Annotated in this window: 22 protein-coding genes and 2 pseudogenes; 7 read left to right on the top strand and 17 right to left on the bottom strand. The window is 44.2% G+C overall.

What is annotated here, in order from left to right; translation table 11 throughout:
- Positions 1-41: 41 nt before the first annotated feature.
- The 3 genes and pseudogenes from KJ365_RS17090 to KJ365_RS03520 all read right to left on the bottom strand — a co-directional run.
- Positions 42-128: pseudogene (locus tag KJ365_RS17090) on the bottom strand (DapH/DapD/GlmU-related protein); the annotation flags it as partial.
- Positions 129-356: 228 nt separating this feature from the next.
- Positions 357-494, bottom strand: a pseudogene (locus KJ365_RS17085) (maltose acetyltransferase domain-containing protein); the annotation flags it as partial.
- Between the two features lie 21 nt (positions 495-515).
- A complete protein-coding gene (locus KJ365_RS03520; RefSeq protein ID WP_214450250.1) occupies positions 516-1,061 on the bottom strand; it encodes a DUF2937 family protein in 546 nt (181 codons plus the stop codon).
- Positions 1,062-1,278: 217 nt separating this feature from the next.
- On the opposite strand from KJ365_RS03520, the gene KJ365_RS03515 reads away from it, so the two are divergent.
- Both KJ365_RS03515 and KJ365_RS03510 read left to right on the top strand, forming a co-directional pair.
- Positions 1,279-2,232: a chemotaxis protein CheV gene (locus KJ365_RS03515; protein WP_214450249.1), complete on the top strand. Its 954-nt coding sequence runs from the start codon at positions 1,279-1,281 to the stop codon at positions 2,230-2,232.
- Between the two features lie 165 nt (positions 2,233-2,397).
- The gene (locus KJ365_RS03510) at positions 2,398-2,859 is read left to right on the top strand and encodes a hypothetical protein (protein ID WP_214450248.1); all 462 of its coding nucleotides are present in this window, start codon (positions 2,398-2,400) and stop codon (positions 2,857-2,859) included.
- A gap of 98 nt (positions 2,860-2,957) precedes the next feature.
- On the opposite strand, the gene rplS is transcribed toward KJ365_RS03510, so the two are convergent.
- From rplS to KJ365_RS03470, 8 genes are all read right to left on the bottom strand, one after another.
- Positions 2,958-3,317 carry a 50S ribosomal protein L19 gene (rplS, locus tag KJ365_RS03505; protein WP_214450247.1) on the bottom strand — a complete coding sequence of 120 codons (360 nt, stop codon included), beginning with the start codon at positions 3,315-3,317 and terminating at the stop codon, positions 2,958-2,960.
- A 20-nt stretch (positions 3,318-3,337) separates the two neighbouring features.
- Complete coding sequence (gene trmD / locus KJ365_RS03500; protein ID WP_214450246.1) at positions 3,338-4,138, bottom strand: tRNA (guanosine(37)-N1)-methyltransferase TrmD; 801 nt, start codon at positions 4,136-4,138, stop codon at positions 3,338-3,340.
- The gene (gene rimM, locus KJ365_RS03495) at positions 4,139-4,666 is read right to left on the bottom strand and encodes a ribosome maturation factor RimM (RefSeq protein WP_214450245.1); all 528 of its coding nucleotides are present in this window, start codon (positions 4,664-4,666) and stop codon (positions 4,139-4,141) included.
- A gap of 21 nt (positions 4,667-4,687) precedes the next feature.
- Positions 4,688-4,936: a 30S ribosomal protein S16 gene (rpsP, locus tag KJ365_RS03490; RefSeq protein WP_214450244.1), complete on the bottom strand. Its 249-nt coding sequence runs from the start codon at positions 4,934-4,936 to the stop codon at positions 4,688-4,690.
- A gap of 175 nt (positions 4,937-5,111) precedes the next feature.
- Positions 5,112-6,494 (bottom strand): MFS transporter, encoded by a 1,383-nt coding sequence (locus KJ365_RS03485; protein WP_214450243.1) that lies wholly within the window; start codon positions 6,492-6,494, stop codon positions 5,112-5,114.
- Between the two features lie 11 nt (positions 6,495-6,505).
- Positions 6,506-6,898 carry an MmcQ/YjbR family DNA-binding protein gene (locus KJ365_RS03480; protein WP_352109314.1) on the bottom strand — a complete coding sequence of 131 codons (393 nt, stop codon included), beginning with the start codon at positions 6,896-6,898 and terminating at the stop codon, positions 6,506-6,508.
- Entirely contained in the window at positions 6,898-7,902 is a 1,005-nt protein-coding gene (locus KJ365_RS03475; RefSeq protein ID WP_214450242.1) for a YncE family protein, read from the bottom strand. Before KJ365_RS03475 ends, KJ365_RS03480 begins: the two co-directional genes overlap by 1 nt.
- A 61-nt stretch (positions 7,903-7,963) precedes the next feature.
- A complete protein-coding gene (locus KJ365_RS03470; RefSeq protein ID WP_214450241.1) occupies positions 7,964-8,443 on the bottom strand; it encodes a DUF4920 domain-containing protein in 480 nt (159 codons plus the stop codon).
- Positions 8,444-8,695: 252 nt separating this feature from the next.
- Here KJ365_RS03470 and KJ365_RS03465 point away from each other — a divergent pair, with 252 nt between their 5' ends.
- Positions 8,696-9,241, top strand: coding sequence for a hypothetical protein (locus tag KJ365_RS03465; protein ID WP_214450240.1), 546 nt, complete (start codon positions 8,696-8,698; stop codon positions 9,239-9,241).
- 3 nt (positions 9,242-9,244) lie between these two features.
- Here the strand turns inward: KJ365_RS03465 and ffh are convergent, their stop codons facing one another.
- Entirely contained in the window at positions 9,245-10,618 is a 1,374-nt protein-coding gene (gene ffh, locus KJ365_RS03460) for a signal recognition particle protein (RefSeq protein ID WP_214450239.1), read from the bottom strand.
- Positions 10,619-10,741: 123 nt separating this feature from the next.
- Here ffh and KJ365_RS03455 point away from each other — a divergent pair, with 123 nt between their 5' ends.
- Both KJ365_RS03455 and KJ365_RS03450 read left to right on the top strand, forming a co-directional pair.
- On the top strand, positions 10,742-11,542 hold the full coding sequence (locus tag KJ365_RS03455; protein ID WP_214450238.1) for a cytochrome C assembly family protein: 801 nt from the start codon (positions 10,742-10,744) through the stop codon (positions 11,540-11,542).
- Positions 11,543-11,587: 45 nt separating this feature from the next.
- On the top strand, positions 11,588-12,889 hold the full coding sequence (locus tag KJ365_RS03450; protein ID WP_214450237.1) for an HlyC/CorC family transporter: 1,302 nt from the start codon (positions 11,588-11,590) through the stop codon (positions 12,887-12,889).
- 4 nt (positions 12,890-12,893) lie between these two features.
- Here KJ365_RS03450 and KJ365_RS03445 read toward each other — a convergent pair whose 3' ends face one another.
- Positions 12,894-13,070 (bottom strand): hypothetical protein, encoded by a 177-nt coding sequence (locus tag KJ365_RS03445; RefSeq protein ID WP_214450236.1) that lies wholly within the window; start codon positions 13,068-13,070, stop codon positions 12,894-12,896.
- A 16-nt stretch (positions 13,071-13,086) separates the two neighbouring features.
- Complete coding sequence (sixA, locus tag KJ365_RS03440; RefSeq protein WP_214450235.1) at positions 13,087-13,575, bottom strand: phosphohistidine phosphatase SixA; 489 nt, start codon at positions 13,573-13,575, stop codon at positions 13,087-13,089.
- A 137-nt stretch (positions 13,576-13,712) separates the two neighbouring features.
- On the opposite strand from sixA, the gene KJ365_RS03435 reads away from it, so the two are divergent.
- Positions 13,713-16,424: an insulinase family protein gene (locus tag KJ365_RS03435; protein WP_214450234.1), complete on the top strand. Its 2,712-nt coding sequence runs from the start codon at positions 13,713-13,715 to the stop codon at positions 16,422-16,424.
- Here the strand turns inward: KJ365_RS03435 and KJ365_RS03430 are convergent.
- The 3 genes from KJ365_RS03430 to fadI all read right to left on the bottom strand — a co-directional run bounded on the left by KJ365_RS03430 (position 16,414) and on the right by fadI (position 20,174).
- Positions 16,414-16,617, bottom strand: coding sequence for a hypothetical protein (locus KJ365_RS03430; RefSeq protein ID WP_214450233.1), 204 nt, complete (start codon positions 16,615-16,617; stop codon positions 16,414-16,416). The genes KJ365_RS03435 and KJ365_RS03430 overlap by 11 nt on opposite strands.
- A gap of 135 nt (positions 16,618-16,752) precedes the next feature.
- A complete protein-coding gene (gene fadJ / locus KJ365_RS03425) occupies positions 16,753-18,864 on the bottom strand; it encodes a fatty acid oxidation complex subunit alpha FadJ (protein WP_214450232.1) in 2,112 nt (703 codons plus the stop codon).
- Positions 18,864-20,174 carry an acetyl-CoA C-acyltransferase FadI gene (gene fadI, locus KJ365_RS03420; RefSeq protein ID WP_214450231.1) on the bottom strand — a complete coding sequence of 437 codons (1,311 nt, stop codon included), beginning with the start codon at positions 20,172-20,174 and terminating at the stop codon, positions 18,864-18,866. Before fadI ends, fadJ begins: the two co-directional genes overlap by 1 nt.
- 425 nt (positions 20,175-20,599) lie before the next feature.
- Here fadI and KJ365_RS03415 point away from each other — a divergent pair, with 425 nt between their 5' ends.
- Positions 20,600-21,568 carry an AAA family ATPase gene (locus KJ365_RS03415; RefSeq protein WP_214450230.1) on the top strand — a complete coding sequence of 323 codons (969 nt, stop codon included), beginning with the start codon at positions 20,600-20,602 and terminating at the stop codon, positions 21,566-21,568.
- Positions 21,569-21,573: the final 5 nt, after the last annotated feature.

Here is a 21,573-nt window from a genome sequence, read left to right as displayed (position 1 = left end):
TTTTCCTTATCCTGCAAAATCGCTTATCGCAAAGTGCTTCCCGCGGGGATTATCGCCCCGTCCTCAATGTTCACACCCCCCAAAATCGTCACATTTGCACCAATCCACACGTCGCTTCCAATTGTGATTGGTTTTGAACGACACATACCTTTTGCTCGCTCACCTGCATCCATATGATGGGATGTGGCAGCTATTACCGTATTAGGACCAATCAACACATTCTTGCCAATATGAATATTTGCGCCATCCAAAATCGTAACATGATGATTAATAAAGACACCTGAAGGCGCATATATATTACAACCATAATCACAATAAAACTGCGGCTCAATCCACGCGCCTTTTACATTGGGCAGCAGTGTTTTAAGTATCTTTTTACGTTGAGATTTATGTTCACCCGAGAGCTGATTGTAATCAAAGCAAAGACGTTTTGCCTGCGCCCGCTGTGCAACGAGCTCTTTATCGGTTGCGCAATACCATTGACCCGACAGCATTTTTTCTAATTCAGACATATCTTACGAGCGCCCCGAGGTCGCATTGTGAGTGTGACCGCCACGACGTTTTATGGCGGATTTACATAAGCGAGTACTACCATCTAGTAAAAGCATTAAAAACACCGCGAGGCTTAACCCCCACAACAGTCCGTTTATCGATAAAGGCGCATTAAAGGCAAATGCGGCAAGGGTTTCAGCGAACAAGTCTGTAGAGGCACGTTGTACAATGTGCAGCCCCTTTAGTATAGATGACACATTGAGAGCGTTTGACTCTTGTTCCAAGTAAGCTACTCGCTCGACGATCCCCTCAATACTGTTCGCATCCTGTTGAAACACGACATCATCACTGGCGCGGTAATGCGCGATGAGCTTGTTTAAGTCGCCTTCAAAATATCGGTTGGCGGTAAACGCAAAGCCCGACAAGGCGCTTTTTGCCTCAATTAACTGCGCGTCAACGCGTTGCTCATACTGCACCATAAAATTGGGCACTTGTAGACCCAACAAAATAGCACATGCAAAAAAGCAAAGACGAAAATAATCGCCACAACACTTTAATATCCAAGCCATACGGTTACATGCTTTGTCATTGTTTACTCATCAATAACGCATACTAAACGCGCATTAGGGCTGAGTAAAGAAACACCTAAATTTAGCTACGTGCAGCACTTATGTAACAGCCAATTCGGTCGATAACAAAAAGACCAATGCTCATATTCTAAGTGTTGTGAAGCTGGCCTCAGGTGCTAAGCAGCTTCTTTTTTACTTGCAAAGATGTGGACCAAATATGTCAACGATTTTATCCTCGGTAGATCAACGTACCAAATTGGTAGGCGAAAACAGACTCGAATTGATCATGTTCAAGCTCGGTTCGCGCCATACTTTTGCGCTGAATGTGTTTAAAGTCCGCGAAGTCATCACTGTACCGCAACTCAACCAAATGCCGGGCTCTCACAGTAATTTATGTGGTGTCACCAATTATCGTGGGAAATCCATTCCTGTTATCGACTTGCGTCAGGCAATTCGCCTAAATAACACTGAAGACTATGAGCCTAACAATGTGATCATCACCGAATACAATCGCAGCGTACAAGGGTTTCTGATTGGGCAAATTATGAATATCGTGAATACGTCATGGACTGATATTCAGCCCCCACCCACCACTGTGGGAAAAAACCACTACCTAACCGCCATTACCAAAGTGAAAATTGACAAGCAAGAAGCGCTAGTTGAAATCATTGACGTGGAAAAAGTGCTCTCAGAAATTGTGCATTACGATACGAGCATCTCAGAAGAGGTACTCGATAAGGAAGTGCAAGCTGCCTTGCAAGGTAAAAAAGTATTAGTGGTTGATGACTCATCTACTGCACGTGCTCAGGTGCGCGATACGCTTGTTCAGTTAGGCGTAGAAGTGATTGAAGAGAAAAATGGATTAAATGCCTTAAAACGCCTAAAGGCTTGGGCCGATGAAGGCAAAGACATCGAAGATGAAATTGTCATGATGTTCACAGACGCCGAAATGCCCGAAATGGATGGGTATCGCTTGACCGCAGAGGTAAGAGACGACCCTCGCATGGCGCACCTGTTTATTGCGCTTAACACATCGTTGAGCGGCAGCTTTAATGAAGCCATGGTCAAAAAGGTAGGCTGTGACCGATTAATTTCCAAGTTCCAGCCCGACTTACTCGTAGAAGTTTTACAAGAAAGAATGCGCGAAGTGATGAGTAGTAGCGGCAAGTAGCAAGCATGAGCAGCACAAATTGCCATTCACACGAGATTGCAACTATTCAGAATTGATACAAACGTATGGTCTTTAATGCCGCATAAATGACACAGAAAAGTAAACTACGCGAAGCCAGCTTATTTTATTTAATTAACAGATTTTATTTAACTAACAGGTAATGCCATGAAAAAATCACTTTTAACAGCGTCTATCGCGCTTTGTGCCCTTGCAACAAGCGTCTCCGCTCAAGCGTCAGACTTCGCAATGACACAAGACAACTTTGAAACCAAGGTATGCTACGTAGCGGCTACCGAGGGTCTTGAAACGGCCGAAAAATTGATTGCCGATAAAGGGCTATCAGTAAGAAAAATGAAGCAGAATGTAAAATGCAATAACACCGATTTAGTCGCCTTTGCGAAGCGCTACAGCCAAAGACAACAGGCTAAAAACAACGGGCCAGTGCAGCTTGTCGCGACAAACAACGATATCGAGTCAAAGATTTGTATCGAATCACTAACGCAAGGCTTAAGTCAGACCGTGGCAAAATACAGAATCAATAAAGAACATATCCGCTGCAACGGTGTACCGTTACCGCGCTTTGTTCGCCAAAACCAACAGCTTGATTTGAGTGTTTCGGTTAACTAATAACCTGCACTCCAAACAAAGCATATAGTTTTGTTGATGCATAAAAAAACCCGCCAAATGGCGGGTTTTTATTTGTTAACAGTAACGGTAAATTAATGTTAGTTAAGTTTTTCTCTGATACGTGCAGATTTACCTGAACGCTCACGAAGATAGTACAATTTAGCTCTGCGAACTGCACCGCGACGTTTCACTTCAATAGAATCAATCGCAGGGCTATGAGTTTGGAACACACGCTCTACACCTTCACCGCTTGAAATCTTACGAACCGTAAACGCAGAATGTAGACCACGGTTACGTTTAGCAATAACAACACCTTCATATGCTTGAAGACGCTCTTTATCACCTTCTTTCACTTTTACTTTTACAATCACTGTATCACCAGGACCGAAATCCGGTAGATCAGTTTTGAGCTGTGCTTGCTCAATTTTCTTAATGATGTCTTGATTGACTTTAGCCATCGAATCCTCACTTCCTAGAATTAACTGTCATCTGCTACATCAGCTTGCTTTTGCTTATTTAAAAGCATGTTAAGCATTTGCTGTTGCTCCTCAGTCAGAGCTAGGTTATTTAACAAATCAGGGCGTTGCTCTAGGGTCTTTTGTAAAGACGCTTTAAGTCGCCACTGTCTAATTTTTTCGTGATCACCACTTAACAACACCGAAGGAACAGTCAAATCATTGAAGGTTTCAGGACGAGTATAATGTGGGCAGTCTAACAAGCCATTAGAAAAAGAATCTTCTTCTGCCGACAAGCTGTGACCTAACACATCGGGAATTAACCTAGCTACTGCATCCATAAGGACCATTGCAGGCAATTCACCACCGCTTAATACATAATCACCAATTGACCATTGTTCATCAACGAGGGTCTGTATTACGCGTTCGTCTATTCCTTCGTATCGGCCTGCTACTAACACAATATCTGTGCTCTGGCCGATTGATTTAACCCCTTCATAGTTAAGGGTCTGTCCTTGTGGGGACAAATAAATCACTTTACTGTTTTGTGCTAAGACTTCTTTTGCCTTAGCAATAGCGTCTGCTAATGGTTGCACCATCATCAGCATGCCAGGACCACCGCCGTAAGGTCTATCATCTACGGTACGGTGTTTATCATGCGCAAAGTCACGTGGATTTACCAAATGAACTTCAATCATGCCCTTTTTCACTGCTCTGCCAATTACACCTTGTTCAATGAACGGCGCGAACATCTCAGGAAAAAGTGTCACTACGCTAAAACGTTGCACTGCACGATTATGTGTTTCACCGTGAGTAGCAGTCATTTAAAACGCTGGGTCCCAATCCACTGTAATGGTGTTACCTTGCTTATCTACTTCAATCACAACTTGGTCGTAAATGAAGGGCAATAAGCGTTCTTTCTGACCAAAACCATCATTAGGATTTGCTTTCACCATCATCACGTCATTAGAGCCTGTTTCGAATAATTCCTTAACCTTACCCAAATCGTAACCTTTTGTGGTTACTACCTGCATACCGATTAAGTCTTTCCAGTAAAAATCATTCTCAAGCTCAGGTAACTGTGACGATGAAATGCTGATATCTAAATTCTTTATCAGCTCAGCATCATCTCTTGAATCAACGCCAGTAAGCTTAGCGACAAGCGCTTTGCCATGAGGACGCCATTGGTCAACCTGAACATTTTGCATTTTATGAGCTGCGCCAAGTTGCCAAGGTGCATACCCAAATATATCTTCTGCATTTTGAGTAAAGCTGTTAATTTTGACCCAACCTTGCACACCGTGAGGTGCTCCGATTTTGCCTACAATTATAGTGTCAGACGCCACGTTCATCTTTACTCCACAACGAACTGCTTACGCAGCCGCTTTTGCATCTTTTACCAAGCGCGATACACGATCTGAAAGACCTGCACCATGACTTACCCAATACTCAACACGCTCAAGATCTAAACGAAGCCTTTCAGCTTGACCTTGTGCAGTTGGATTGAAAAAGCCAATGTTCTCAATGAACTTGCCATTGCGAGCACGACGGCTGTCAGCAACAACCACTTGATAAAAGGGGCGCTTTTTCGCACCACCACGCTGTAAACGAATAGTAACCATATATGCCTCAAACTCGTTGTAGCGTTACCGTTAACAAAGCCTTTCTACCACCTATGGTAAAAAGGTGCGCGAATTATACGCACATCACTCAATATTGCAAGGGCTTAGTAGCTTTGAGCCCAATAAAGATAAGGTCTGACTGGGGAGGGGTACAATAAAGGGGAATAGCGACTCTTTATTCCAGCGAGGATAGTTGCCGTCCACGCAAACTCGAAATCACACAGGCCAACAATACGAATCCTAAAGACATCATCAGTGCCAGTGAAATGGTGCTCATCAACGCAGAGTTTTGTTCGGTAGATAAGCTCTGGTCTCCAAGATAATAGTGCATCATCAAATTCACTATGCTCATGCCAACTAAGTTGCCCGTTGTGCGTGATAAATTCATTGAAGCCGACGCAATGCCTACTTCGTGGCGCTTTACCGCCCCCATAATGGCATTGTTGTTTGGCGTTGAGAATAACCCAAAACCAAACCCAACAAGCAGTAAAGAGCATACGATGTAAGTTGCCGTGCTCGTCATATTGAGTTGATTGAGTAACACAAACCCTAAGGCTACGATGGAGCAGCCAATGGTCGCGACAATACGCGATTCGAATCTGTCTGCCAAACGCCCAGCAAATGGCGCAACAATAGCCATGGCGAGCGCTTGAACCATCAAAATCTTACCCGCATAAGCCGGGCTAAAGCCTTTGATGTATTGCAAGTATAAGCTGAGCAAGAAAATGATGGCAAAATTACTGGCATACATAAAAAATGACGTAGAAAGCGATAGGCTAAATACTCTGCTTTCTTTGAACATTTGTGGACGTATAAGCGGTGATTGGCTGCGACTTTGGTGCACCAGAAAACTCAAAAGCGATGCACCCGCCACACAAAGTAACAACGCTCCTGAAAGGCTTGGCAATAAGCTTAAACCATAGACTAGCGCCAGTGTGAACAAAGCAAAAATACCGGCACCAATCCAATCAAAACGAGCTCGCTCATCATTTTTCCACTCACCATGGAGCATTAACTTAATAAAAGCGATAAGGGCGAGGCATAAGGGAATTTGAAAGTAGAATACGGCGCGCCAACCAAATAATTCCGTTAGCCAACCACCAATCGCGGGGGCGATAGTCAAACCAATGTATACACATGCAGCCACGATACCTAGGGCTGCACCGCGCTTTCTTTCGGGCGTACAAGACGTAATAATGGCAATGCCGGTGCCGAAGATCATGGCTCCAGCCGCCCCTTGCACAAAGCGCCAAACTAACACGCCGTCTATTGTTGCCGCTAACGAGCACATCAGCGAAGCTAAGACGTTAAGTGCAATACCAAGGGTATAAATTCGTTTTCGGCCAAAATTATCGGCTAGCTTTCCGGCTGGCAACATGAACATGACACTACTGAGCAAGTATAGCGTAGGCAGCCACCCAACTTTGGTTGCATTAGCCTGTAAATCCTCAGCCAATGCAGGAATGGCCACATTTACCGACGCCATGCCCATTGGGCCAATGATATAACCGCTGCAAACAGCAATGAGAGCGACAGTGGTAACAGGAAGTTTTAACAATGTATGAACCGTTATGTTGATTGAAGCTTTAAAACTTGCTCTTTGGTCGCGCGCGCAAGCTTGCTCACAATTAAATGATACGATTTATCAATTAAATCATGCACCAGTGAATACTCATCCGGCGGGCTATCAGGCCACTCAAAGTAGATAGAAATCCAGTGTTTTTTATTCATATGGTAGCCAGGAGTGATATACGAGTAGGTATCGCACAACCACGAAACCTCATCTGGCGGGCACTTCAGGTTGAGCATTACCGAATCGTTATGATATCCCAGTAGCGCAAACATTTTATTCCCAACCTTTAACACGCTGGTAGTGGTATCAAATGGAAAGCTCTCTTGGGCACCAGGCTTGGCCGCTAAGTAGGCCAACACCTGCTCCCTTATTATTGCGCTTTTTTGCACTACTGACGGCTAGAAGATGGCATAAACACCACGCCATCGGGGTTGTTTCCGGTGGGATATTCGTCCACAACCGTGCGCGTTGCAATATCAATTGCTACAATTTTATTCTTTAGGTTTAACGATAAAAAGGCGATGTCGTCACTAGAATGGAGCACAATGCCTTGTGGCCCCGCTTCTTTTTCAAGCGCTAAGGTGCCTAGCTCTTGCTTTGTGTTTGTATCAAAAAAGCGTACGTAGTGATTTTGAAAGTCAGGTACCATGGCAATGCTTTCATCTTGATTAAACAATACTCTGTAGGGAAACTTAAAGCCATCCCAAGATGCAAGTACTGCTTCGGTGACAGGGTCAATCACAACCAGCTTCCCGTCTTCATTTGCGCCATACCATAACTCTTGGGCGCTAACACGATAATTAATCGCCTCAGGCATCGCTTCGGTAGCAATATCTTTAATTTTGCGCGCTTGTTTTAAATCGATAACGCTGATGGAATCGCTACGAATATTGGTGCTATAGGCAATGCTTTCATCTTCGTTGAGCGACACCATATGCGTGGTTTCTTGAGCAGTCGCAAAATCGTTTAACACCTCTTTGCTCACAATGTTCACAATACCCAATTTCTGGGCTCGACCAGAAGTAAAAATAACGTGTTCATTATCTTGCATAAAGCGAATCCCGTGAGGACCCGGAAGCGTTGGCAAATCAATGGTGTGAACCACTTCTTGGGCGCTAAGGTCAAACACCGTCAAACTATTCCCACCAACAAAATCGGTACTCACCGCCCATTTGTTATCACCAGAGAGCACCAATTCGTGAGGCCCTTCTCCAGTTGGCAATGTAGCGACAATGCTTTTGGTCGATACGTCAATCACGCTAATACTGTTATCTGACTTATTGACGACCGCCAAGGTGCCCGTAAGGCCATCAGCAGCGCTCACTGAACACGCAAGGCTTACGCCCATCAACAACATTACACTCAGTATTCGTTTAATCATGTGTGACTGCATGAAGTCAGCTCCTTATAAGTCGTATAGCACTTTTGCACACTTGCGCGGCCAAATTGAAACTTTATGTACGTGGGATTTTTATGCCATCTGCAACGATTTCATACACTTTGCCGGCCTTGAGAACCTCACTCTCACTGTTGATGTCAGACGCAAAGTGCGCAGCCTGCTCTGCGGTCATTTCTTTTTCTACTAGCTCTCCTGCCAGTAGCACTGTTTTACCGCTGCTGTCGGTTGGAATAAAAAATCCATAGTCACGAAAAGATACGCGCACGGTATAGTTATCTTGCTGAGCGATAAAAAAGCAGCCCTTCTTCTGACACACCTTGTTAATGCTGGTTTGCATTTGAAAAGGCTTGCCCAACTGTGACTGAGGGTCGCTCAAAACACTTGCCAAATCTACCGACGGGACGCTTTCATCCAATACTTTACCAAATGTTTCACTCTGTGCATCTTGTGCCACAGGCTCAGATAATCTGACGGTTTCAGCATTCACTGGGTGCAGCATTGCAATAGTTAGCGCGCATAAGACGAGAAATTTCATAATCAGCCCTTTTTGTTTAATCAATTGAATTAATGCTAATAACAGTATCATAACAGTTAGTGACAAATCTGTCGGCATTGTACTTACAATAATGTATGTGTGGATAAATGATTGCGCAATACTTCGGTAACGGCTCAATTACTTGGCATTTTTGAAGTGATAAATCATGCTCATTGAACTGACTGAAAAGTTTGCACCTTTTAAAGAGAATACCCGTAATTTAAAAGATTAAATGTATTAAAAAGCGAACTTATGAAAACCATTACCTTACTGTTTATCACCTTATTTTTTCTGTCTGGCTGCGCCAGTTATAATTACCCTGCGCAAGTGACGCTTGGGGAGCCAATGATTCAAATCGAAGGTGAGAGCTTAGCAGGCGAGCCTTGGGTTATGCCAAACGACTTCGCAGGGCAACCTACCCTTTTATTGTTTGGCTATGTGCATAAATCGCAGTTTGATATCGATCGCTGGTTAATAGGCTTGAACATGCGCCAAGCCGATGTGGTGATTTATGAGATACCGGCGATAAAGAATATTATTGGTAGAATGTTTAGCACCCGCTTTGACGATGCGATGCGTGAAGGCATTCCAAAAGACTTATGGAGAGAGGTGATTACGGTTTATTCTGATGGCGATAAGACGCAAAAATACACTGGTAACTTGAGCCCCAAAAATGCACGTGTATTGTTGTTAGATTCCCAAGGTAATGTCGTGCATTTCTACGATGAAGGGTTTTCTGTGCCGGCACTCAACGGGGTGTTAGATGCCATTGCCACCCTAACCCCGCCTACCGAATAAGCGCTAACGAGGTGGAAACCCGCCCATGCCACCGGGGGGCATCATGCCTCCCATGCCGCGCATCATCTTCTTCATATTACCGCCGCCCATTTTCTTCATCATTTTTTGCATTTGAGCAAACTGTTTAAGTAAACGGTTAACGTCTTGAATTTGCGTGCCCGAACCGGCCGCGATACGCTTTTTGCGAGAGCCTTTGATCACATCAGGTCGCGTTCGCTCACCTGGCGTCATAGAGTTTATAATCGCTTCCATCTGGGTAAACTGCTTGTCATTGGCTTGGTCTTTAATTTTAGCCGACATACCGCCCATACCCGGCATTTTGTCCATCAAAGACATCATCCCGCCCATGTTGCGCATTTGTTCAAGCTGTTCTTTAAAGTCTTGTAAGTCAAAGCCCTTACCTTTTTGCACTTTGCGCGCGAGTTGCTCTGCTTTTTTGCGGTCAACTTTGCGTTCAACATCTTCAATTAGACTGAGCACGTCACCCATACCTAAAATGCGTGAGGCAATACGCTGAGGGTGGAAAGGCTCTAATGCGTCGAGCTTCTCGCCCATACCCAAAAACTTAATGGGCTTGCCGGTAATATGCTTAACAGAAAGTGCTGCACCGCCTCTAGCATCACCATCGGCTTTTGTTAGGATCACGCCGGTTAACGGCAGCGCTTCGTTAAACGCTTTTGCAGTATTTGCGGCATCTTGACCGGTCATCGCGTCAACAACAAAGAGGGTTTCGACTGGCTTCACTGCGCTGTGCAGAGCCTTGATCTCATCCATCATGGCAGTGTCAACAGCGAGTCGGCCAGCGGTATCGACAATGAGCACATCGATAAACTTCATTTTAGCGTGTGAAATCGCCGCTTCTACAATATCAACAGGCTTTTGCATGATATTAGAAGGGTAAAATTCGACCTCTACTTCACTTGCTAAGGTTTCTAACTGTTTGATAGCCGCAGGACGATATACATCGGCGCTTACTACTAGCACCTTCTTCTTATCGCGCTCTTTTAGGTGCTTGGCCAGCTTACCGACACTGGTAGTTTTACCTGCACCTTGTAAACCCGCCATCATAATAACCGCAGGCGGTGTGGCGGCTAGATTCAGCCCTTGATTGACATCTCCCATTTGCTGCTCAAGTTCGCTTTGCACAATCTTGATAAACATTTGGCCAGGCTGCAGGCTTTTCGATACCTCAGTACCAAGCGCTCGCGTTTTTACCTTTTCGATAAAGTCTTTAACAACAGGTAAGGCAACGTCTGCCTCGAGCAACGCCATACGCACTTCACGAAGGGTTTCTTTGACGTTATCTTCAGTTAATCGGCCCTTGCCGCTGATGTTCTTGAGGGTTTGACCTAAACGGTCTGTTAAATTCTGAAACATATAAGCATAAATTATTTTCCGCTGAAATTAGAATGAGTATACAATAAACATTATAGTATTCGGAATCTTTGCGGTAACTTTCTCGTATATGTATATATTAACCTTACATCATAAGGTCTTTGGATGAGTTTAATCACTCTAGTCTCCTTGCTAAGCATGGCGCTGTACTTGTTCGCCGGCGTGCAATTTGGTAGAGAGTTTTTTGGCACCCGTAAAAATCGCGTCAAATATGCCACCGCTGCACTCATGGCAGGGGCTGTTGTGCATCTGTTTGTATTAATTGTCGCAACTACCGAGCATCAAAATGAGCAGTTAAGCCTCACCTTTGTCGCAGCGCTGCTTGCATGGTTAGTCACAATAACCATGCTTGTTGCCAATCGATTTATTAAAAACTTGGTGTTCTTACCTATCGTATGTTTATTTTCAGCTGTGTTTGTGATGTTGCACTACACATTCCCTGCTACCACCGGAATAAGTCTGCACATGAGCATAGGATTGGTCAGCCATATCCTGCTGTCTCTGATTGCTTTTGGCGTATTGGGCATTAGCACACTCTACGCTTGCCAATTAAGCTTTATCAATTACCAGCTAAAACACAAAAGTAAAATGATGCTCCATTCAGGTTTACCGCCGTTAATGGCCGTCGAAAATATTTTGTACAAACTGATGACCCTAGGCACATTCTTATTGCTAGTAGCGCTTGGGTCTGGTTTTGTATTTGTTCCCAATATGTTTGCCGATGGCTATGCCCACAAAACAATATTAAGTAGCTTAGCGCTGCTTACCTTTTTGTTAGCGCTGGGCATACACAAAGCCATAGGATTAAAAGCAAGAACTGCCGTTGTGTTTAATCTTATCGGGATCGTTTTATTAGGTTTAGGGTATTTTGGCAGTCGCTTGGTAAGAGAATGGCTCATTACCTAAAACTCACAGCACAACGCAATATATTTGCGCTAAAGGAATCCAACGTTGGACCAAATTGATACTATGACACTGAGCATAGTGCTCGGTGTACTTATTTTAATGTCAGCCTATTTTTCTAGTTCAGAAACAGGCTTGATGACTATCAATCGATATCGCTTAAAACACTTAGCCAACGAGGGGCAAGCTAGCGCCCTGCGGGTACAAAAACTGTTAGCGCGCCCCGACCGATTGATTGGACTTATCCTTATCGGTAACAACCTCGTCAATATTGCCGCAACAGTCATCGCTACTGAAATCTGTGCCCGTTTGTTTGGTCCCGTTTATGGTCCTATTGTAGTTACTGTGGCATTAACGCTTATCATCTTGGTGTTTGCTGAAGTCACCCCGAAAACGTTTGCGGCTATCTATCCTGAAAAAATCGCTTTTCCGAGTTCATTCATCTTGCTACCACTTTCGGTAGTGCTGACCCCCCTAGTGAAATTTGTCAACGCGATAACAAATGGCGTGCTGGTTTTGCTTCGTATAAACCCCTTGGGTGGTTCGGGAGACTCGTTAAGCAGAGAAGAACTTCGCACGGTGGTGCACGAAGCCGGTGCAATGATCCCTCAAAAGCACCAAGACATGCTCGTTAGCATCCTCGATTTAGAGAATGTGACAGCAGAGGACATTATGGTGCCTCGAAGTGATATTTTTGCTATTGATATAAACGATGATTGGAAGCTAATACAAAAGCAGTTAACGCATTCTCAACACACCCGAGTGCTCCTGTATCGCGATTCTATCGATGATGCGGTAGGCTTTGTACATGTGCGCGACGCATTGCGCCTGTTATCAAAAGACCAGTTTACAAAAGCGACCATGCTGCGAGCTGTGCGCGAAATTTATTACACTCCCGATTCCACCCCGTTACATACGCTCATGTACAAGTTTCAAGCGCAGCGTGAGCGCATAGGATTAGTGGTGGATGAATATGGAGACATTCAAGGTTTAGTCACCTTAGAAGATATCTTAGAAGAAATTATTGGTGATTTTACCACTAGCATGTCCCCTGACTATCACAAAGAAGCCATCGCCCAACAAGACGGTAGTTTTTTAGTAGATGGGAGCGCAAATATCAGAGAGCTCAACAAAGAGCTTGAATGGAAGTTTCCTATTGATGGCCCTAAAACTCTTAATGGCCTTATTATCGAATATCTCGAAGAGATCCCCGAGAACAATATCAGCCTAAGGCTAGCGGGTTATCCTGTTGAGATAGTAGAGATAAACGACAATATGATTAAAACGGTGCGAATTTTACCCGACTACTATCAAGACGAAAGCAGCAATACCAGTGAGGTTGATAAATAAGAAGTTATGAGCGCTGATTGCGCTTTGCTAAGGCTTTTTGTTTCACCGCCTCCACTTTCGCATTCAAGTCTTCCAGCCTATCCATAATAAGCTTTAGCTCTTCATCATCGGGGATATCCGATGACTGAGCATGCTGGTTGAGCGCCATACGCAATGTAATAGGTAGCGAAAGCTTTTGCATAGACGACACATTACTCCTAATTCATGCTTTGATAGAGCGCCAGTTGTGTACCCTGATGACTGTCAGGATCGTAATCAATAATAAGCATATCGGCAGTATCGAAAATTTTTCCATTAAATCCCAAACATACTTTATCAGCCAATAAACTCACAAGTGGCATATGGCTTACTAATATCAATTGCTCAACTGGGGAAGATGCACTTGCATATCCATCAATTAAGTCATGCACGGCATCAGCATCACCCATTGGGGTAATCGCGTCGGCACTGACTTTGTGTGATACAGCAACGTGCTTGTTAAGGGCATCAAAGGTTTGTTGCGTGCGAATGTATGGGCTAACGATGGCCTGCTCTAAACTGACATTCATGCCCCTGTCGGTAAGAAATTTACTTAGCCGCTTGCCGGCACTATCGGCTTGCCCAAGCCCAAAACGGGTGAGTTCTCTGTCCTTATCGTTTGCTTGATAAGGTGTGGCCTCGCCATGACGCATGATGATTAATAACATATGGATTAAAGTATTCTTGCTTCTAGACGCTACAATATAAGTCAGCGCACGCTTTTATTAGTATTAATTAACGACAATTTGCACACTTCCTTTACACCAAGCTATATTGTAAGGACGCATACCAGTCAGAGAATCCTGTGTATTTGCCAAAAAGTACCGAACGAAAATTAGAGGTCGAAACTCTATCAAACCAGCTACAGTTAGCGTTGATTAGAAGTCAATCGACCACTCAACCGATCATTTCAATTTCGGTTGCGTTAGGACATTATCACGAAACTGATCAATGTTACGGATTTTCTCACCTTTTAGAACACATGATTTTCAATCGCAGTAAACATTATGATGATCCCAACAGATTAGAGCACTGGGTAAGTAAACATGGCGGTTACATAAATGGTTGGACACATTCGGCTCACACAAACTTTCATCTAAGTTGTTCAAGCAACGGATTTTTAAAAGCGGTAAAAATGCTCTGTGATAAAGTGGCACATCCAAGCTTTACGCAAAGCGATATCACCAGTGAAATTAACGCTATCGAAGAAGAGTTTCAGCTAAAAAAGAACGACCCGATACGGTCATTATTCTCAGTCAAAAAAGCGCTCGTCAATCCACTACATCCTTTCCATCGATTTACTGTGGGTAACCTTGCTACCTTAAGCGAACTAGACCTCGATGTTCTTCAGCAAGCGCTACATATGCATCATAAAACCTATTTCCACACCGGGAATATAGCGGTGGCGATTAGCCTGCCGCAAGAAGGTGATTTTGATGAACTCATTGAAGAAGTTAAAAAGGTGTTATCTAGCGTTATTGTGACAGGTAATGCGAAACCTAAGGCGCCAACAGTCCCGCTGTATGACGAGCATATAAAGGGTAAATGGATTGATATTCAAACCCTGCAAAAACATCACCAGTTGATACTTTGCTGGCAAGTAAAAAAACACACCGAACAGGTGGACACCAGCGCCCTTCTGATGCTCAGAAAACTCATAGAAAGTAAGCATCAAGGTGGATTATTCGAAACCTTGGCGGATAAAAACTATATACACAGCTTAAGTTTCACTGGCGGTATTGAACAAAGTGACTATGAAGAGATTCAATTACACATGTCGCTTACTGCGCAAGGCATGGCAGCTAAAGATGAAGTGCTTTCAATCTTAGCGCAGTTCATGGAGTTTCTTGAACAAAGCCAAATCGCCACCTGGCGTTTCCAAGAGCAAGAAAGACAGCAAAACTTAATGAACCAATACGCATCACGAGAAGATGCCGTTGAGGCCTGTATTCAAAGTGCACAGGCTCTGCATACGCCAAATAGCGAACAACAACCTAGATTGTCGGTGAACCAAGTAAAGCAACGTATTAGCGACATTATTTCGCAACTGCAATGGCCCGCCCAGCATGTGTATTGCCTAAGCGATCATGATGACTTAGCCAAACGCTCACCTTTTTATCAAACACCGTATCAGGTTTGTGAGATTCAACCATTTGCCCGCGCGGAGCATCCAAACTTTATACTTGCGCCGCAAAACCCCTATCTGCCGTCTCAACTGTTAAAAGTAAGTGCAGAGTTGCCGGGGGATCAGCTACTAGAGTCTGAACAGCATGGTGTATTGATGAAGTTTTTGCAGCGCTGTGATGAAGAGCAACCTTCAGGGGATTGCTTCATTTCTATCAACAGCCCTGGCATGAGCGATGACATTACCAAAACCATGAGTAAAAAACTGTGGATAGAAGGACTATCCCGTTTTTTAAAACGCAAGTTCTATAGCGCTGAAGAAGCGGGCGTAAGTTACCGTGTATATGGCCATCAACATGGACTCACCCTACACACCACAGGGGTTAGCGAAAGGCAGTTGCTACTGTGTATTGAAATCATCAACTGCATCATTAAATTCTCATTGTCTGAAGATGAGTTTGAGCAAGCTAAACGTAGTTGTGCAAAGCGGTTAAGCAATAGTCTTCTACAAAAACCGATTAACCAACTTTTTGCACAGTTAAATACTTTGGTTCAGCGAGATACGTACGATATTGCTGAGCAAGTAAAAGCGATTGAGAGCCTAGAGTTTGATCAAGCAAACGAGCACCAAATGCACTTTTTTGACAATGTATTTGTAGAAGCGCTCGTTGTCGGCAACTGGCGCAAATACGCCGCGCAACGCCTTCAGCAACAATTACAGGCCAGGCTCACAGCAAAACGCGTATGGAAAAAACCCGCAATACAAGCTAACGCCTTTGCAAGGCCCACTATGGGGCAAATTACTTCCGTGCAACAAGAAGAAACCGCCTTTGTGTTTTATCAGCAGGTCGATAAGCTCTCTGACGACTTTTTATATACCAGAGAGCATGCTACTGCGGTCTGTTTGGTACTAGAGCATATTCTAAGTCCGCATATGTTTGTTGCTTTGCGCAAGCAAAAACAGTTAGCGTATCTTGTTGGTGTCGGCTTCAAGCCAATTAATATGCAGCCTGGTATTGCTATCTATTTACAATCTTCAAAAGCTAGCGCCAATGAAATCTATCTTGCATTAAAAGAAGTGATCAACGGCTTGTTATTTGACTGGGAAGAAACCCTAGAAGAAATAGAGCAAAGCAAGCAGGAGGTTGCAAAGCAATGCATACCGCACGATAGAGACATTGCTGGATTGGCTAGGCGCTTATGGGCGAATTTTGATAGGAATGACCCCGTTTACAACTACGTCACCCAGCAAAAAGCCATTTACAATGTAGACGATAACGAATTGAAAAAATGGTTTGTTAGGTTGAGTCAAGCAAGTCCAGGGCAGCTCATACTGACTAACGACGGCGCAGCTATTTTAGAAGATACCTTTAAGCCTTTTGTTAAGCACTGAAATACACGTTATTGAATCCGCCCGCCTTACGCAAGGCCATGTGCTTAGACACTTCAAACATCGGCAACAACATCGGTCCAAGTAACAATGCTCCGCACGTCCATCTGCGCTTTGAAAGGCCATAGATGACAGATTCAATGTGTATATAAATGGACGATAGTATAAAGCTTGCCACGATCATTATGGTTAACATACCATTATTCTCTTAGTTGTTTATCGATGTGTTGATTATAAAACAAGCAATAAAGAAAAGCACCGAAAATAGGCACTTCAAACAAAAAACCCGACCAAAGCCGGGTTTTTAACAATCTATTAACGAAACTAGAGGTTATTTATAAAAGGTTTCATTATTTTTTTGCATCTTCAACAAGATGTCAGCCGGCGTATACTTATCATTGTACGTGCTAGCATAATGCTCTAAACGCCCCACCAAATGCTCCATGCCAAGCTCATCCATATATCTGAACGGCCCACCTAAGAAAGGAGGGAAGCCAATGCCAAAAATGGCACCGATATCGCCGTCACGAGGACTGCGAATAACCTTCTCTTCCAAACACTTAGCCGCTTCATTAAGCATTAGCAATACGCAACGCTCAACGACACTTGCATCATTGTATTTTTTGACTGGCGAAATACCAAGCAATGTATAGACTGACTCATCCACATTTTTGCCTTTTTCTTTGCCTTTATAGTCGTAAAAACCAGACTGGTTTTTCTTACCTTTTCGGCCTTCTTCAAGCAATTTGTCAAATGCGTCTGGCGCCGAGAATCTATCGCCAAACTGAGCTTTCAGTATTGGAATGATTTTGGTACCAACATCGATGCCAACTTCGTCTAACAGTTTAAAGGCACCTACTGGGAAGCCAAAATTAACCAACGCTCTGTCAATAGCATCTACGGCTTGACCTTCCATCGCCAAGTAGCCTGCTTCACTCATGTAAGGCGCCAAGATGCGATTCACATAAAAACCGGCGCCGTCTTTCACAACGATAGGCGTTTTACCTTGTTTCTTAGCAAACTCGACGGTGGTAGAAATAACTTCATCAGAGGTCTTCTCATGAGGTATTACTTCTGCCAACGGCATTTTATCTACCGGAGAGAAATAATGCAGACCAATTACATTTTCTGGACGCTCTGCTTTTGCTGCGATATCGCCAATAGGGATAGACGATGTATTAGATGCAAATATCGTTTCAGGGGCACAGTGTGCCTCGATGTCTGCCACCATGTTTTGTTTCAAGCCAAGATCTTCAAAGACCGCCTCTACCACAATATCGACATGCTTATATCCACTGTAATCTAAACAACCGGTAATGTTAGATAGTTGCTTTTGCATTTGTGAATTGAGCATAAAGCGCTTTTTCACTTTTTTGTTCAGGATGTCGTAGCTGTACTTGATGGCACCGGCAATACCGTTTTCGTTGATATCTTTGATGCGTACCGGCACTTTTGCCTTGGTCGCGGTAACGAAAGAGATACCGCCGCCCATCAAGCCACCGCCGAGCACACCGGCCTTTTTGACCTTTTTAGGTGCAACGCCATCCACACCGTTTTCCTTCTTCATTTCTGTGGTAGCAAAGAATATTTCGCGAAGCTGTTTTGACTCTTTGGTCATCACCAACTTTCCGAATAAACGCGCCTCGGTAGCATACCCTTTAGCGGAGTTGCTTAAGCCCGCTTCAATGCAATCAATGATGTACATTGGCGCAGGATAGTTTCCTTTCGTTTTCGAGAGCGTTTGTTCTCTTGCCTTTTTGAACAGCAACTTACGGCCCATGGCCGTGTCTTCGAGCATTTTTGTACCAAACGACTTGGTAGATTTACGCTTTTTAATTGGTTGAGAAGCCATCTCAATCGCAACTTGCATAAGAATGGATTCAGGCACCATATCATCCACAATGCCATACTTTTTGGCTTGTTTTGCGCGGACAGGTGCACCAGTAAGCATCATTTTCATGGCTTGTTGCACACCAATGAGCGCAGGTAAACGCTGTGTGCCGCTGCTCCCAGGTAAAAGGCCTAACTGAACTTCTGGTAAACCCAATTGTGTTTTGCTACTGTCGCTACATACGCGGTAATGACACGCTAATGCTAACTCTAAGCCGCCGCCTAGAGCCGGGCCATGGATAGCTGCAACAATGGTCTTTTTAGAGTTCTCTAAGCGATTAAACATCTGCTGACCTGCCGTAGAAAGCGCTTCAGCTTCTTCAGCAGACTCACATTTTGCAAGCATCGTTACATCAGCACCTGCGACAAATGAATCTTTTTTACCACTCGTTAGAACGACACCTTTTATCTCGCTGTCTTGTTCGATGCTGTCCAAGATGGTGGATATTTCATCGGCAAAGTCACCTTTCAAGGTATTCATCGTTTCACCAGGTACATCCATGGTGAGGATAGCGATTCCGTTATCTTGCTTAGCTAAGGTAAATGCACTCATTATTCTGTCTCCACAATCATCGCTGCGCCTAAACCGCCTGCGGCACATGCAGTCAACAAACCGGTTCCGCCGCCTTTGCGATTCAGGTCATTTAGCATCTGTGTAATCATTCGTGTTCCGGTAGCGGCAAATGGATGTCCGTAGGCAATGGAGCTACCCATTTGGTTGAACTTATCCATATCAATTTCGCCCGTTGCTTTGCTTCTACCAAGCTTTTCTTTAGCAAAAGTATCACTAGCAAACATCTTAATATTCGCTAAGGTTTGCGCGGCAAACGCTTCGTGCATTTCTATCAGGGTAAGGTCAGACAAAGTCATGCCCGCTCGGTCAAGCGCAATGGGCGTGGCATAAGATGGACCCATTAACATATCTTCCCATACGTCGATGGCAGCAAATGCATAGCTCTTGATATAACCTAAGGGCTTATAACCGAGTGCTTTTGCTTTGCTCTCTGTCATCATCAACACAGCGGACGCACCGTCAGTTAATGGCGTGGCGTTTGCAGCAGTTACCGTGCCGTGCTTTTTATCAAACACTGGACGTAACTTGGCATAGCCTTCAACGGTTGAATCAAAGCGCACGTTGTTGTCTTTTCCTAACGCGCCTTTATAAGGTTCGGCATATGCGGTCATAACTTCTGAATCTAAATTTCCGGCTTCCCAGTTTTGAGCAGCGCGAGAATGGGAGCGATGAGCTAAGGCGTCTTGATCACTGCGAGAAATTCCGTGAGTTTTTGCCATTTGCTCGGCTGTTTGTCCCATTGAAAGTCCAGTGGAATACTCAGCAACGGCTGGTGGCACAGGTAAAAGATCTTTCATACCTAAGCGTTTAAAAATGGCAAATTTTTGGCCCATGGTTTTAGCTTTTTGAAGGTCTACTAAAGCACGAGCAAGCTTTTTAGATACACCAATAGGTGATACCGACGTCGAATCGGCACCGCCAGCAATACCTACTTCGATATTGCCAACTAGCATTGACTCTAAAACGTTTACGGTAGATTGAAAACTCGTCGCACATGCGCGCGATACGCTATAAGCATCAGTATGCACATTCATGCCCGTTCCCAACACAATTTCACGAGCAATGTTAGGCGCCTCTGGCATCTGTACCACTTGACCGTAGACAACTTGCTCTACAAGCGCGGGGTCAAGCTCGTTGCGTACTAATAGTTCATTTACTACCATTTTACCTAGGTCAACGGCAGGCACACCGTGAAAGTAGGTCGCCATTTTCGCAAACGGCGAACGTAAACCCGCCACAATCGCTATGCGATCGCCGCCATGGGTCTTTAAATTTTGTTTACTTGACATAGTGTTTCCTCACGATGTAAACCTTCTTAATATCTGGTCTGACCACCCAATTGTGTCAAAGTGCACCGCTAAACGCAAATTTATCGCTGCATAACAACCTAACTAATCAAAATGGGAGTGATATTAGCTCGTTTAATATGGGTAAAGCATAGTCTAATAACCTCAAAAAGCAGCTAGCTTTTGATACTTACCCTGATTGTGTACGTAAGCAATGAGCATTAGCGCATAAGTCTTGATAAGAAAAAATATATACATAACATGCCGATATTTTACGAACCAACATGGCATTATAGAGTCTGACGTGGGGATAAGCTGAGCGTATTGTGCCTTAAAACAAAGTTATTTATTGTATTTCATCATGCTCGCCCCTATATCGGTCAACAAGGCGAAAACCGTCAACATTAGTAATAAAAACAGGTCGCTAAATGGCAGTTAATCAAATTAAACAACTTTTATCTCATTTAAACTCGCAGGTTATTGGGCAAACTGAGCTCACGCAAAGCATTATTATTGCATTACTTGCCGATGGTCATATTCTCGTTGAAGGGCCTCCAGGGCTTGCAAAAACCCGAGCGGTAAACGCACTATCTGATGGTATCGATGCTAATTTTCACCGCGTCCAGTTTACCCCTGACTTGTTGCCAGCAGATCTGACAGGCACTGATATATATCGCCCAGAAACTGGCGAATTCATTTTTCAACAAGGTCCTTTGTTTCACAACCTGGTACTAGCAGATGAAATAAACCGTGCGCCGGCAAAGGTGCAGTCTGCACTCTTAGAGGCGATGGCCGAACGACAAATCACCGTAGGCAGTAAAACCTATGCCCTACCTGAGTTATTTTTAGTTATGGCAACGCAAAACCCGCTTGAACAAGAGGGAACATACCCTCTTCCTGAGGCGCAATTAGACCGTTTCTTGATGCATGTTGAAATTGATTACCCAGATGCAGATACCGAACTCAAAATCCTCAAACTCAATCGCGGCGAGTCGCTTGATGAAATTAATCATGCATTACCCGCTGAGGTGGATAAGCTTTCACAACTCGATATAAAGGCTGCACGTAAATCGATACTTGAAATCCACATGTCTGAAGCCATCGAAACGTATATTGTGCAACTGATCATGGCCACTCGAAAACCTCAAGCTTACAGCGATGAACTTCGTCAATGGATTGAGATTGGCGCTAGTCCGCGCGCCACCATCGCCCTAGAGCGCTGCGCAAGAGCCCACGCTTGGTTAAATGGCCGAGACTTTGTTGCCCCTGAAGATGTGTTAGCCATGCTTGAGAACGTCCTGCGCCATAGACTGATATTAAGTTATCAGGCACAGGCGCAAGGCATTGATGCAAACAAAGTCATTGCCAATATTGCACAGCTTGTACCGGTGCCATAACCCGC

The organism is Glaciecola sp. XM2 (genome assembly GCF_018595715.1).
GTDB lineage: Bacteria > Pseudomonadota > Gammaproteobacteria > Enterobacterales > Alteromonadaceae > Glaciecola.
Note: the sequence above shows the minus strand (reverse complement) of the source record. Positions and strands in the feature narration are given on the sequence as shown.